This window comes from Paenibacillus sp. EB106-04-04-XG159 (genome assembly GCF_058791835.1).
Genome location: NZ_JBYTDY010000001.1, coordinates 160,229 through 175,120, shown reverse-complemented (window position 1 = coordinate 175,120; position 14,892 = coordinate 160,229). Strand labels below are relative to the sequence as shown.

General features: G+C 46.6%; 12 protein-coding genes. 3 read left to right on the top strand and 9 right to left on the bottom strand.

The features are described from left to right. Positions 1 to 88: 88 nt before the first annotated feature. The 3 genes from AC3WTP_RS00795 to AC3WTP_RS00785 all read right to left on the bottom strand — a co-directional run bounded on the left by AC3WTP_RS00795 (position 89) and on the right by AC3WTP_RS00785 (position 2,936). On the bottom strand, positions 89 to 1,093 hold the full coding sequence (locus AC3WTP_RS00795) for a hydroxyacid dehydrogenase (RefSeq protein WP_492392678.1): 1,005 nt from the start codon (positions 1,091 to 1,093) through the stop codon (positions 89 to 91). Between the two features lie 269 nt (positions 1,094 to 1,362). Continuing rightward, positions 1,363 to 1,845, bottom strand: a complete 483-nt coding sequence (locus AC3WTP_RS00790; RefSeq protein WP_492392677.1) for a GNAT family N-acetyltransferase — start codon at positions 1,843 to 1,845, stop codon at positions 1,363 to 1,365. 17 nt (positions 1,846 to 1,862) lie between these two features. Continuing rightward, on the bottom strand, positions 1,863 to 2,936 hold the full coding sequence (locus AC3WTP_RS00785; protein WP_492392676.1) for a MerR family transcriptional regulator: 1,074 nt from the start codon (positions 2,934 to 2,936) through the stop codon (positions 1,863 to 1,865). A 249-nt stretch (positions 2,937 to 3,185) separates the two neighbouring features. On the opposite strand from AC3WTP_RS00785, the gene AC3WTP_RS00780 reads away from it, so the two are divergent. Further along, positions 3,186 to 4,196: a YeiH family protein gene (locus AC3WTP_RS00780; RefSeq protein ID WP_492392675.1), complete on the top strand. Its 1,011-nt coding sequence runs from the start codon at positions 3,186 to 3,188 to the stop codon at positions 4,194 to 4,196. A 204-nt stretch (positions 4,197 to 4,400) separates the two neighbouring features. After that, a complete protein-coding gene (locus AC3WTP_RS00775; protein WP_492392674.1) occupies positions 4,401 to 5,285 on the top strand; it encodes a pirin family protein in 885 nt (294 codons plus the stop codon). 25 nt (positions 5,286 to 5,310) lie between these two features. Here AC3WTP_RS00775 and AC3WTP_RS00770 read toward each other — a convergent pair whose 3' ends face one another. Then, positions 5,311 to 5,790 carry a MarR family winged helix-turn-helix transcriptional regulator gene (locus tag AC3WTP_RS00770; protein WP_492392673.1) on the bottom strand — a complete coding sequence of 160 codons (480 nt, stop codon included), beginning with the start codon at positions 5,788 to 5,790 and terminating at the stop codon, positions 5,311 to 5,313. A 366-nt stretch (positions 5,791 to 6,156) separates the two neighbouring features. Between AC3WTP_RS00770 and AC3WTP_RS00765 the strand changes: the two genes are divergently transcribed. Then, positions 6,157 to 6,783, top strand: coding sequence for an FMN-dependent NADH-azoreductase (locus AC3WTP_RS00765; RefSeq protein ID WP_492392672.1), 627 nt, complete (start codon positions 6,157 to 6,159; stop codon positions 6,781 to 6,783). Positions 6,784 to 6,852: 69 nt separating this feature from the next. On the opposite strand, the gene AC3WTP_RS00760 is transcribed toward AC3WTP_RS00765, so the two are convergent. From AC3WTP_RS00760 to AC3WTP_RS00740, 5 genes are all read right to left on the bottom strand, one after another. Then, positions 6,853 to 10,101, bottom strand: a complete 3,249-nt coding sequence (locus tag AC3WTP_RS00760) for a hypothetical protein (RefSeq protein WP_492392671.1) — start codon at positions 10,099 to 10,101, stop codon at positions 6,853 to 6,855. Further along, positions 10,098 to 11,510, bottom strand: coding sequence for a glycosyltransferase family 2 protein (locus tag AC3WTP_RS00755; RefSeq protein WP_492392670.1), 1,413 nt, complete (start codon positions 11,508 to 11,510; stop codon positions 10,098 to 10,100). The genes AC3WTP_RS00760 and AC3WTP_RS00755 overlap by 4 nt, the downstream gene beginning before the upstream one ends. Before the next feature lie 31 nt (positions 11,511 to 11,541). Further along, positions 11,542 to 12,534, bottom strand: coding sequence for a HEAT repeat domain-containing protein (locus AC3WTP_RS00750; RefSeq protein ID WP_492392669.1), 993 nt, complete (start codon positions 12,532 to 12,534; stop codon positions 11,542 to 11,544). Further along, the gene (locus AC3WTP_RS00745; RefSeq protein ID WP_492392668.1) at positions 12,528 to 13,460 is read right to left on the bottom strand and encodes a response regulator transcription factor; all 933 of its coding nucleotides are present in this window, start codon (positions 13,458 to 13,460) and stop codon (positions 12,528 to 12,530) included. Before AC3WTP_RS00745 ends, AC3WTP_RS00750 begins: the two co-directional genes overlap by 7 nt. 290 nt (positions 13,461 to 13,750) lie before the next feature. Further along, on the bottom strand, positions 13,751 to 14,728 hold the full coding sequence (locus AC3WTP_RS00740; protein WP_492392667.1) for a ring-cleaving dioxygenase: 978 nt from the start codon (positions 14,726 to 14,728) through the stop codon (positions 13,751 to 13,753). Positions 14,729 to 14,892 lie beyond the last annotated feature (164 nt).

Below are 14,892 nucleotides of genomic sequence, written 5' to 3'. Positions count from 1 at the left end.
CTCCTCTCCTAGACTACTGTATTATTCATGACTGCGTTCAATACTATATGAAGCTTGTATCACTCTTTGTTCATATGGTTCGATAATGCTAGCTGACTGACATCTTGCTGGCATATGCGCGATCAATCTCGCCCTTCATCGGTTCGCCATTCAAGAAGCTCTTCATATCTTCAATGAGCGTTCGAGTTACGATCAAGCGACGATCAATAGTAGGTCCACCCATATGAGGCATTAAAATGGCATTGTCCAGCTCCATCAGCTTATGACCTGGAGGCAGCGGCTCGACTTCGAATACATCAAGAACAGCCTTAATCTTGCCTTTCTCCAGTACTCTGCACATGGCTTCTTCGTCAATGATAGCACCGCGTGCTGTGTTAATAAGCAGAGAACCGTCCGGCATCCTATTCATCAAGTCCTCGGTAATGAGATGATAATTCTCTTTCGTATTCCCGCTATGAATGGATACGATATCGCAGGTTGAGAAGATCTCTGGAAGATCCGCTTTCTGCATGTTATGTTTAACAAGCTCCTCCTCGGCGATATGTCTGGAGAATACTTTAATATTGGCATGGAACGGCATAAGCATCTCGATAACGAACTTGGATATCATACCGTAGCCTACGATACCGATTGTCTTGTCGAGCAGCCCTTTATTGTAGAAGTTGTCAGGCCAGATTCCCTGCTTCAGCTCACTTGAATAACGAGGAATATCCCGCAAGGAAGCAAGTGCGTAAGCAATGACGCTTTCCGAAACTGACTCCGCAAACACGAGGTTGCCGCTTGTGGCGCGAATGCCCTGTTCGTACGCTTCATCCGTTACATAAGGCCTTACAGAGCCCCCGGTGTGAGCGACCAAACGCAGTTTGTTTGCATGACGGAGTACCTCTTCATCGAATATCGGTGTTCCCCAACCGGTCACACATATATCAACATCTTTCAGATTGGCGCATAGCTGCTCCTTGGTAAACTGGTTATCGCCTTCATTCCAGACAACTTCGCCGATCTCCTCCAGCTTCCGCATTAACTCATCACTAAAAAAAGTATTAAAGATATGACCTTTCGGTATCGTCACTAGAATCTTGACGCCTGCCATGATATTGCCACCTTTCTACATTTTGTCGCGAATGTTAGTCCTTGCAGTTACAGCCCTATCCCCTTCACGAACAATCCCAATTCCGTTGCTGAAGTGATAGTCTTGAAGAAAGCCTGTCTCATTCAACCTTTCGATGCAGCTGTCGAATTTATCCAGAGCCCCTTATCCAATCATATACGCAGTTGTACTTATTGTCACATAGGTAAATAAGACATTTCGATAACATTTCCTCTCTATGACTCTACTTCCACCAATTACACCATCAGTCATTATTGATCAGTTTTGAGATCCTTGAGGTACCATACATCGCACGAGAAATGGCCTGTGTCGCCTATCGGCTTATCTAGTGCTATGAAGCCGTACTTTCGATAGAACCTATTAGCCGCCTCCATATTGCTTAACGTTTCAATATAACACTGGTTATACTGCTGACCCGCAAACTCCAGTGCTGTCGCCATAAGCTTATGAGCGATTCCCGTACCTCTCGTCTCCGGCAAGCAGTACATCTTCTGCAGCTCGCAGACTCCTGTCAGATTGTCTACAGGCCCAATGCCGCAGCCTCCAACGATCTTCCCGTCCTGCTCAACGACCCAATACATGGCGTTATCCGCCTGATAGACCTCCGATAGTCTGCCCAGCAGCGGATCCGCCCAAGCCAAGCCTTCCCGGTCCCCGCCGAATTCCTTGAGACAGGTTCTAATAACATCCTCTATCTGTTTGTTATCTCTTTGTTCCAGTTCTCTTATAATCATGCTGCATCCCTCTTTCTCTATTCCATCGGAGTCCCATATTTACTTAACTGTTCGGTGATAGCTATCGCCTCTTCCCGTGTCTCGGCAGGAGCGGATATGATCAAATCCTTCGTTGTCTTGGCAGCCCCACTAATCGGCTCAAATACCTGAATATTTATTTTTTCCATATGCTTATCTATCCAAATGCCTCCCAGGGATTCATGAATTGGATGACCATTGGAAATGGAATGGTAGATCAACCATCCCCAGCCGTTTCTGATGTCTTCGTGGAATACAATATCAAACAACTGATATTCCTTCGTATACGGATACTGCTCGATAATGAACGTGCCTTTGAATCGAGGATCAGAGAACCATCTCGTATAGAGCTTGCCATCGACCTTAATCTTCGTTCGTTCCATATAGCTGGCATCATCTGCTCGATATTGTATCGCAGGGTACTCTACACGGATCGTCTCAGGAATGGCGGATATGCCGATCAACACTGACATCACCAATCCGATACTCAATAGAGCAGCCAATATCCACTTCATCGGCCTCCAGAAGATCTGCACCCGATCATTTATTCTGTCTTCTATAGCTTGCTTCACTCTGAATTTCATATAAGCGTCTGCTTTTTCTTCTTCAGTCTCAGGGTCAAACTTTCCGAAATCCGGACCTATTCCGATATTCCGGTCCCTTCCGAAGTTCGGCTCCATATCCGTTGCCGGAAGCGACAGGGCTTCCGCTTCTTCAGTAAAGTTCATCACCAGCGTGTGGATGTCACTCACCATGGAATAATCTAATCGATCATGCACAGCTAATATCTTCTGTCGGAGAGCAACCTCCTCGTTCATGGTACAGCAATGTTTATAGCAGATGTCCTTCATCTTATCAGGTTGCTGCTGCATGTCCTGGATATCAGCAATCGAGAACAGCATCTTTCTAAGAGTCGCGATATCTTTCAGATCCTCAACATCCTGTTCGGAATATACTTGATACTCCCTGCCGTTTTGGATCTCTATCTTCGGATGAATAAGTCCGTTTTCCACATAGAATCGAATCGTATGCTCGGAGAGCTCTGTTAACTGACAAGCCTCCTTCAAGTTCATAATTAGCACCATCCTTTAAATCCTGTAAACATTAGCCATGGTATTATTGGGAATTCGCTATAAAGACCGCATTCCCTGCTTCCAAAGCATCCATCACTTGATATGGAAGCCGCATCACACTCTTTTCTACTATTATGATTTCTTATACTAAGTATTAGGAATTCGTATTGGTGTTTCATATGGGTTTCTCTTATTATGAAATCTGATCGTTTGTATAAATATTCATAATGATTGAGAGGATTCAACACCATGACCACATTGAAAAGATTGGTCCCCGGGCTCGGTCTCGTGCTTGCTATTTCCATCGTTGCGGTTGTTCTAGGTACATACTTCCCTGTCATAGGAGGTCCAGTATTCGGTTTATTGATCGGTCTGCTACTGAACAATACGGTAGGAAAGCCACAGAGCACGCTAAGCGGGGTAAAGTTCAGCTCCAAAAAAATACTGCAATGGTCCGTTATCATCATCGGATGCAACTTAAGCTTATCCAGCGTCTGGAGTACTGGCGTAGAGTCGTTAGCTGTAATGCTGTCCAGCTTGCTGGCGGCCTTCCTTTCGGCCTATTTCTTCGGCAAGCTGCTTAACATTCCTTCTCGACTAAAGATTCTGATCGGGGTAGGCACAGCTATATGCGGCGGTTCAGCAATCGCGGCTACATCTCCCGTTATAGAAGCTGAGGAAACAGAAATTGCGTATTCGATATCTACCATCTTCATGTTCAATGTAGCTGCTGTGCTGTTGTTTCCGTTTATCGGACATCTCCTCGGATTATCGGATACGGGATTCGGATTATGGGCAGGCACAGCTATCAACGATACGTCTTCTGTCGTCGCCGCAGGCTACTTATACAGTAATGAAGCAGGCGATTATGCAACGATCGTGAAGCTGGTTAGAACGACCTTTATTATTCCGATCACGTTCTTCTTAGCTATGTACAATACGAGACAGAAGAAGAAACAACAGCAGATCGAAGGTTCTACAGAGACCTATAGCCTGTCCAAAGTGTTCCCATGGTTTATCGTTTGGTTTCTAGTCGCCTCGCTCATGAATACGTTAGGATTGTTCAGCGAGTCGGTACTCGCATTTACGGGACAAGCCTCCAAGTTCATGATTATCATGTCATTAACCGCGATCGGCCTAAGCGCAAACTTAAAATCGATGCTCAAGACCGGAGTCCGACCTTTGGTATTTGGACTTATCGTATGGTTCTCTGTCGCATCGGTAAGCTTACTTGTGCAAGCGTTGAGCGCGCAGCTGTAATTACAACTTTTCATATATTACAAGAGGAGTCCAGGGTAATCCTTGGGCTCCTTCTCTTATAACGGATTCAACACAACCACAGGGATGGATCACCTGCCGAGCGGTATGGTGTTGACAAAAATCGCTTGGTATATTATCTTTAATTCAAGATACTTCATTTAAAGAATTAAGCAGCTAACTTTATGTCACAAGGAGCGTACGCCTATGACAAGCACATTTAGAAAGATCGAGGGTATATTTAGAGGGGCGCCATTCAACATGGTAGGGGATGGGTTTCGCGTCTCCAACTACTTCCCGTCAGGCAATAACTTTGCGCATCAGATGAGTCCATTCATCCTGTTGGACTATAACTCACCGTTTGTATTTCCGCCAAGCGATCAAGTGAAGGGCGTTGGAGCTCATCCGCATAAAGGCTTTGAGACGGTATCCATCGCATATGAAGGCTCCGTCGAGCATAACGACAGCTTCGGCAACCACGGGATTATCGGACCTGGAGATGTACAATGGATGACAGCAGGGTCGGGGCTTCTGCACAAGGAGTACCATGAGAAAGAATTCTCTAAGCGCGGAGGCACGTTCCATTTTATACAACTATGGGTCAATCTCCCTGCGGCACACAAGAACCATCCACCTCAATATCAAGCGCTCCTGAAGGAGGAAATGGGCAGAGTCGAGCTTCCCGATCACGGCGGAACTGTGCGCATCATTGCAGGGGATTACAATGGGGTCAGCGGACCAGCTAAGACCTTTACGCCAATACACCTGTTTGATATCGACTTTAATACCAATGGTAAAGCGCGATTCGAGCATCCGGCTTCCTTCAATACCGGGGCATTAGTGCTTAGAGGAAGCGCCAAGATCAATGAATCGCAACTAGCTAAGGAAGGCGACTTCGTGCTGTTTGGCAATGCTGCTGGAGAGATTGCAATCGAGGGGCTAACCGATGATACACTCGTAATCATCCTAAGCGGAGAACCGATTGAGGAACCGATTTATATGCATGGGCCATTTGTGATGAATACTCGCGAAGAGATTATTCAAGCGTTTAAGGAATATCAGGTTGGAAAGATGGGGAGTCATGATTTCTAACGTTAATCACGACATCGTGCCATCCTTACTTTAACTGACCATCACATGTACTTGACATATCCTTATTGGCAATGAGCTGGAGCAGAAGATCAAGAAACTGCTTGCGCTGCTCTTGAGATAAATTGCCCAGTAGTTTGTCTGCGATCTCCGCTTGATAGGTTAGAACCTGATTCAGGTTGGTTTCCGCAAGCTCCGTTAGTTGGATAAGCGTTGCTCGGCGATCCGTTGGGTCGGGGATACGTACAAGAAGGTGCTCACGTTCAAGCGCATCGACGAAATCTGTAACAGTACGAGCCTTAATCCCCAGCTTGGCTGCCAATTCATTCATGCGGATCTTGCCAGATTCGGATACAACGGATAACAAGCGTAATCTAGGGCCTGTAATCTGGTAAGGCATGTTAAATGCAGACAACTGCGCATCAAATTCTCTTTGAATGTAGTGGGCTGATCGGATCAGTACATGGATAACGTCAATCGGTATTGGGTGATCGGTCGTGGAAAGCATAAAACTCCTCCTTGATATGTTGGGAAAATTATTTCTATTCTCATTTCAATAGACGAGTTTGCTCTTAGTGTGTATGCTCACAATATTATACACTCGGCATCTGGCCTCAACCATAGTTAAGCTCTGGCAATTTACTTCTTATTGTAGCTGATTATGAACTGGATGCAAATTCTAACCCGTAAGAAAGATGCTTGTCTGCTCCATCTGTCAACTTAACTTGACACGCCAAAAAATACTGTGTATCCTCAGTATATCAACTTAGAGAGTAACATCATAGTGAGTAAACTCATTTTTAATGTTTTATAGTTCACTAGTTTCTCTCACGTTAACCTTACTCTATTACTTCACTATATGGGAGGAACTACAATGTCTACTGTATTATTTGTCAAAGCAAACAACCGTCCAATCGAGCAATCCGTCAGTGTAAAGCTTTATCACACTTTCTTGGATGAATATAAGCAATCGAATCCGAACGACAACATTACAGAGTTGGATCTGTTCACAGAGCAGTTGCCCTATATGGATGTCACGATGATTAACGGCTTGTTCAAATCGGCAAATGGCTATGAGCTATCCGCTGAAGAACAAGCGCAAGCCGATATCGCCAACCGCTACATCGATCAGTTCCTTGCAGCAGACAAGGTTGTGTTCGCATTCCCGCTGTGGAACATGACAGTTCCTGCGGTTCTGCACACGTATATCGACTATTTGAACCAAGCGGGCAAGACGTTCAAGTATACGCCGGAAGGTCCAGTCGGGCTGGTTGGAGATAAGAAAGTCGCGCTGCTCAATGCTCGCGGCGGGAACTATTCCGAAGGCGAGGCTATGGCAAACGAGATGGCGGTTAACTTCGTGTCGAAGAATATGCGGCAGTTCGGCATCCGTGATCTGACAACGGTTATCGTGGAAAGCCATAACCAGTTCCCTGATCGAGCTGAAGCAATTATTCAAAACGGTGTAGATGCAGCAGCTCAAGCCGCGAAAACGTTCTAATCATTCTTTTAAAAAAAGCCCGTTTACAGCCGAATATGGCTCCAAACGGGCTTTTGTTATTTAACATCATCAATACTTCGAGAAGGTGTCCTGCATGATGTAATACGAATCCTTCAACCGCTCGTGATAGATCGGAACGTCCCATTCGTCCCAGTCATAAGGCTTCAACATCTCTCGGGTAACCGCCGTACCTTGCGGGATGACAGGAAGCGTCTCCACACGATCAGCATTCCCATTCTCCCCCTCGTTCAGAACAAGCAGTCGGAATCCCTCCGTAGTTGCACTGGACTTCACTCCTAGTCCTGTGCCCCACATATCGCCGATTACCTCATGCGCGCTCGGGTCCTTCACATTCAGCATCAACCATGGAATGCGGATCTCCACTACGCCCTGATCCTCATTCACCGCGTAGTCCGTCAACGAGTCATAGTCCTCTGACCGCACATCGCTGTTCCCATGCTTCAACTTGCCTGTTGTATAAGACATAAGCGGATATACGATATCCTCCCCGCCAGGAACGTCAAGCGTCAGCTTGTTACGCAGGAGCAGACGGATCGGATGGTAGATGCCGTTATCCTTCTGCTTCGCATAGCTTTCCTGCGGAATGATGTTGAGCTCATGCGCGTAGCTGTAATAATAGCTGTCATAGTAGCTGTCGATGAACATTTCCGCTTGATCCGAGCTCTTAACGTCAATATAGAAGTCGAATCTCGCTTCATTATGGAGGCCGCTCTGACCTGGCAGCTTCGTGATTCCTTGGTTATCAATCGTATCCAGCATGATCTTCGTATCGATCTTATCCTTATTCAACTGCCCATAGTCGAGCCGCAGATATAGATACTCCGAGTCACTCGTCATATACAGCTGCTTCAGATTCTGCTTGCTGTTCTCCGGCACCTGATAGATCGGACTCAGATTCAGACCGTCCCAATCCGCCGTATGTCCGTCAATGTTGATCACAACCTCATTGATTCCCGGATCAAACGACATTATGCCGAAGAACTGCTCATTCGTCTGAATATTCGGCCAATATGGCCGACGATCTGGATTGTCATACTCCATCGTGTTCCAGGTTCGTTTAAACCATTCGTCCTGCCACGCGAATATCATCCCTCCGGCGTAGTTCTCTGCGATAATATCTTCGTACAGCCCTTTAATCAGCTCACCTTGCTCCTTCTCGGAATGACCGCCTTGATCTTTGCCTTGTGGATTGCTGTGCGTGATCCCGCGCGATGCAGGTATCCCGAATTCAGCTACGACGATTGGAAGCCGATGAACTTCCTTGAGCGCTTGAAGATACCCGGCATATGCATTCTTCTCCCCCCGCTGATCCACATAATCCTGGTACTCATTGTTCATGAATTCAGGATAATAAGGGTAAATGTGATAAGAAGCAAAAGAGCCAGGGTAATACGCATCCGTCGTGTAGATATGATTCGGATCGACAACAGACATGTCCTCCTTCACATCGGCCTCCGAAGGATGGTCTAACAGATCGGTCGTAATCCAGTTCGTGAAGCTTAGCAGATGCTGCTGGTTATAACGATCCGCTTCATAGGAAGCCGTATATTCCATACTATTAGCCAGCCACAGCTCAAACGGCGAGGCGTCCTGGGTATATACATATTGGCCTTGAAGCTGCTTCGCTTGTTTATGGTTCGCATTCGTGTTCTGAACCACAAACGGATCCCATTCAATTCCGATGATCCACCCTAACAAGTAGGGCGATACATCGTACTTATACTGACCCGAAGCATGTCCCTTTCGCTCCGCAATCTCCGCATTGCCATGTACCGCATCGACTACATTTCGAATCTCCTCGTAAAATGGCTCGGTGACCCGATCCGAATAAGCGTCCTGCGTATCTACCAGTTCTTCTTCCAGCACCCATGCACCATGGAACAAGTACAACGGATTAGCGGCCGTCTGGTTATATTCATACAAGGCCTCATAGAATCCTGGAGGCTGCAGCGTGTACACCCGAATCGAGTTGGCGTTCATCGCGCCAATCTGCTGGAACCAGCGGTAATACTCGTCTCGAGTAATCGCCGCTTCACCAGGAAATACGCCTGGCTTGCCCATGCCTATGTTAACGCCCTTCACCGTGAAGTCTACCCATTGGCCATCCTTTAGAATCTGAAGCCCCTTGCCTTGCGAACGGGCATTGTAGGTTACGCCGTTATCCGTCTGATGCTCGACTACAGCAGGCTCCGCGGGCACATGAAGTCCGTTGCGCAGAATCTCCTTTATCAGGGGCACATAAGCCTTCCAATAGAATTCATCTTCTTCACCATGCCAGTTAGGCAGCTTCTTAAGATTCGCGTAGAAGAAGCTCTCATACAATTCGGGTATCTCTCCTTGATTCAAGTAATCCCCGCAGAAATAATAGCTCGCATACCGATTATTCTGATGATGAATAACGGCGGGAATCTCAAGCGGAATGGAGTGTTCTTTAAGCTTATCTTGACCTGAAGCCGTCACTCCAAGCTTATAGGTTGCCAGTACTTCATTCGGATCAGCCGGTTCCATAATATCAAACCAGCCTCGATAAGCGACTTCATCGGCTAGTCCTAACTGCTCCCTGCCTTGATCCGTGTACGAGAATTGAACTGGCGTTCCATTAGCCTCAATATCTTCCTTCGTCAATACGAGAACATCGTTATGATTCTCATTCAGCAGCAGGATGCCTTCCCCGCTATAGGTCCAAGGCTTGCCCGATTCTTCCTCATATCGAGCCTTCACTGCGGCAGGGATATCCGCGCCTGCCAGATCACTTGTATACCTTCCCGTCCAGCCTGTCCACTGTGCGTTAAGCAGCGTATACATATTCTTCTTGACTTCAGTAGTGGTGGATGGACCGAACAGATTATATTCCGCGATTAATGTCCCGCCCTTCTTCAACAGGTGGTCGCGGATCGCCTCATACTCCATTTGCTGCAGCCCATTATGAGGCTTGGCCTCTTGCTCCTCGACCCCGTACATATCCGCCAAGTAGATGAGATCGTATGCATCCAAGCTGCTCGGGAGCTTATCGATACTGTAGCTATTGCCTTGAAGCGGCTTGAAACCAACATAGTCGGAAGCTGGATTATAAGGTTCACCCGATTCGGTTTTGATCTTCTCATTGTTCAGCAGCCAGGTTAATCCCTTATGGTGCCTATAGGTATCGTCTGGAACCGTCTTATCGAAGATGAGCACGTTCAGTGAAGTTGACGGCTTCAGGAACCATAGCCAGAACGGCGAAGTTAAGACCAGAAGGACTAAGACAAACGTTAGGATAACAACCCACTTCTTATTGATCACATCAACATTTTTCATGAGGACAGTCCTTTTCGTTTCATTTCACCCCAAGAACGCTTGCGGAAGAAGAATTGAATAATTCCCTCGACCCTCCATATGACAGTTAGCGGGCGATACCATATAATTTCAGTCAATGAATAGAAATAAAGCTTCAGCACATCTTTATAGCTCGAATACTTGCGCAGATTCCACTGCTCCAGTTGCATCGCCAACAGTGAAATGATAGAGCCGTACAAGATCAGGACGAGCAGCAGCAGTACCGCAAACTCATAATAGAGGTTCCCTAAGATAAAGGAGATGATAATGAATATATATCCTCCGAGCTCCACGACGGGACCCAAGAACTCGACGATCCAGAAATACGGAATAGACACCATCCCAATGGAACCGTAACGCGGATTAAGGAACATCCTGCGGTGTGCCGATAGACTCTCGAGCAAGCCGCGATGCCATCGATTGCGCTGTCTTCGCAGATCACGCATCGTTTCCGGCGCTTCCGTCCAACATACGGGATCCGGAACAAATACAATACGCTTATTCAGCTTCTTTTCCTTGATGATCCGCTGCAGTCGAACGACCAGCTCCATATCTTCACCAAGTGTATTGGCGGAATACCCGCCCGCTTCCACAACCCATTCCTTCGAAAATACTCCAAATGCGCCAGATATGATCAACAACAGATTATGTCGGCTTAGACCAATTCTTCCGATTAAAAAGGCTCTAATATATTCGACGATCTGATAAATGACGAGCGGCTTGCTGGAAAGCTTAATATTCTGCACGACACCCATCTGAATATCGCTGCCGTTCGCGATTCTAACCGTTCCGCCTGACGCTATAACATCTTCATTTGAATCGATAATAGGCTTCATGACCTTGGTCAATGAATCTCTTTCCAATATCGAATCCCCATCGATCGAACAGAAGTGCGAATAATGAGCAAGATTAATGCCGGTATTCAGCGAATCCGCCTTTCCGCCATTTTCCTTATCGATCATATAGAGGTTCGGAAGCAGTTCAGATTGATACACCGCTCTTACAGGCTTCGTATGAAGGAGCTGTCTCGTGTCCGGATTCACCTGAACCATCTGAAAATGATCCACCATCTTCTCTAACGTGCTGTCTGTTGAGCCATCATTAATCACAATGACCTCGATCTGCGGATAGGTTAAGCTCAGCAGAGATCGAACGCTGCCTATAACTCCTACCTCTTCGTTATAAGCTGGGATCAGGATAGACACAGGCTTGGTATACGTAATCTCATTAAGCTCTTTATGCGCAAGATAGCTATTCAGCTTATGTTCTCTAAACATAGAGAGAGACGCGAATAGAATCATGACTAGATAAAACAGGCTGACGCCCATTGTATAGAACACGACGAACATGCTGAAAAAATATAAAATAGTTTGCCAAATCGTTTCGATCATAGGTTGTTTATCCTCAACTGTTGAATTCTAGTTATGTTAGCTCGCTCAAGATCTGATCCCCATCCTTGGATCTCGACAGCGCTTGAGCCGCTTGATTGCGAACCCACCAAGATGAATCCTCAATAAGCATAGCTAGATATGGCATAGCTTCCGACGTTCCTGCCGAACCCAGCAGCTTGGCAACCATCAGGCGTTCTTCCCATTGAGGAGACGTGACGAATGAGGTGTAGCGCATCACATCGTCCGTGTAGCCAAGATTGGCGACGGCCTTGAGTATTCGAATGCGCTGCTCTGCATGATCCGTATCAGGTTGGTCAAATACGAGATTCTCCAGAATCGGTATATACTCATACTTCATCTGAATACTCACCATGTCGATTAAGCTGTATTGAAAGTCAGCAGGCAGGTTGGCAAACTGGTTCATCGTTTCACGGAATTGAACATCTGACATCATGGCCGTAAGCTGGCGGTATTCTGAAGGAGATACCGCTGCAGGCGACTGCAAGATATAGGATAAATAGTCGTGATGACGAGTACTCACCGATATTTTGCACATCAGCACATACTCTTCACTCGATACACGCTTGGGCCGCTCCATCATCTCTTCCAGTTCTGTGGTGAGCGTGTCCATCCTATATTCTAAGATCGAATACAGCGCGTTCATTCGATAGCTCCACTTCTTGCTCTTCATGCGCCGCCGATAATGCGTTGTAAAGTACATTTCTGCAAATGACTTTACCCTCTGCTGAATCTCTTCCCCCTGTACGACTCTTAAGTAGCGATTCAACAGCTGCTCCATAGCCTGCAAGGAAGCCTTGGAATCCGGAACAATCAGCCGTGATGACTCGCCGTGCACCAGATATTGATATAACAGCGTGCTATTACGCTTCGCGAAGGATTGGTTGTAGGCATTCTGTCTGTTATCCAACCATTTGAGAACGGTGATGTAACAGAATATAGCAAGTGTCAGGATCAGCAGTGCAGATATGCATACACTTAATATGACGATCTCTCTGCTTACCATGACGCTAACCTCTTGATCATGCGCTTGACCTTCGCCTGCAGCAGCTTGATGTTAAACGGCTTCGCGATATAATCATCGGCACCATTTTCAAGCGTATATATGGTTTCATTCTCTGTATTGCGGCTGCCCAGCATAAAGATCAGGTATTTATCTGAATTCGGCATCTGGCGCAGGTCCTTCAGAACCTCCATTCCATCCCGCTGGGGCAATATGTCGCTCAGAAATATAATCTGCGTATGAGATGAATAATAGCGATTGGAGTTAATGAAGCTGCTGCCGTCATTAAAGGTTTGAATATCGAAGGTCGTATTGTCGAGTTGAAGCCCCTCGATGAGATTGGTTACGATATTCTGCGTGATGACATCATCATCGATGATCGTGACCCTGATCTGTCTCGTATCCGGCGCCGCTTCAATAACACCTTGTTCCAGATGAAAGGCTTCTTTCTCCATAGCGAGCTCCAGCGCTTGAGTGATGGAGTCCATGATGTCTTGATACGTCGTGTTCGGATTGCGAACGGCGGCCATTCCGCCTATACACTGAACTCTCGATAGCAGCTCCTCTTCTCGTAATAATGCCATCTGAATTCTCTTCATAAAATACGCCGCTTCTGTTTCGCCTGTATGCATCAATACCAGAATGAACTGCTCATTATTCTCTGTTTCAAAGAGTAGATCCGTCTTCCGAAGCTGACCAGATAAGAATAGTCCTAGGCGGCTGAATACGTCATGATACGCGCTTGGCTGCTCTTGATTCTCACGGACTGCAATACGAATAACCGAGAATGTCTCCCTCGATCTCGGCAAATCTGCTAGCTTCCATGCTAAGAACAGCTCTAGAAAGTCCTTATGACAGGCTCCTGTTTCCTCATGGATGAGTATGGATCTGAGGTTAAAGTCATTGTTGTCATCAACCGTATGCTTCAAAGCAAATGCACCACCAAATGTAAGTAAGTGATCGTGATCGTAATCAAATTAATAGTACCAGTTATTGTTACATTATACATTACGACACATATCGACACCATTCGTCAAGCGGAAAGAGGCTGTCCCGGAAGTCATGAGAATGACATCGGAACAGCCCCCGTATAATTTCTTGTGAGCATTCAATATACCATGGACCAACTCGATCTGCCAATGGATATCAAAGGAGATGTTCCAGCCATAACATCCACATATGGGAAATGGGGCAGCCCCTTCTAATGCTTAAGCATTCGTTATTCTTTCACGTATTCTTTAGTGCTGCGCACCGTATCGATTGGACGAACCAATTGTTCAATCTGCGCGCGCTTCGGCTCTAGGAATGGGGGAAGCGACAGCTTCTCGCCAAGTGTTTCGTAAGGCTCATCTCCCATAAAGCCCGGACCGTCAGTTGCGAATTCAAACAGGATCTGCGGCGCCACCCGCGCGTACAAGGATTCAAAGAAATGACGATTCACATACCCGGAGTTCGGGAATCCGAAGCTGTCGAGTCGATCCGTCCATTCATCCAGCACTTGGCGATCCCCCACACGGAATGCCGCATGGTGAACAGTGCCGAAGCCTTGCTGCGCTTGAGGCAGAGCAGCATTATGCTCGACGATGACTTGTGCGCCATTGCCCCCCTCGCCCACTTCAAACAGATGGAACGATCCTGCCTGATCTATTTCTCTAAACAACAGCACTTTCTCCAGCATTTCCTTGAAATATTCGAAGTTCGCGATCCGCACAAAGACTGGTCCCAAGCCAGTAATTGCATGCTCCAGTGGAATCGGCCCTTTCTGCCACGGAGTACCTGAAGGTACACCCTTATTGTTCTGGTCTGAGATCAATTGATACTGCTGGTCATCAAAATCAACGAAAGACAGCGTCTTTTCGCCGAATTGCTCTTGAATGCCGTCATGCTTCACACCCAGACGATTAAAGCGCGCTTCCCAGTAGTCTAACGACGCGTCTGTCGGTACTCGGTAGGAAGTCTTGGAGATCTCGTTCGTGCCATGGATGCCCTTCGGAATGCCGGGGAAGTCGAAGAACGTCATGTCTGTACCTGCGCTGCCTTTATCATCCGCGAAAAATAAGTGATACGTCTGGATATCATCCTGGTTGACCGTCTTCTTCACTAACCGCATACCTAGCACATGCGTGAAGAAATCGTAATTCTTCTCCGCGCTGCTCGTAATAGCTGTAACATGGTGAACACCTTTCAAATGGTTCATTGTGTATACCTCCGTTATATAGTTGAGTCTGTATATAGGACTTATTATCTCTAAATGTATTATCTTTATTTCGAGATAAATATACCATGCTCATTACTCACTGTCAATAAGTAAGTACCTCAAGGCTTCATGAACGTAAAAAGCCCGCAATAGACGTTCTTCAT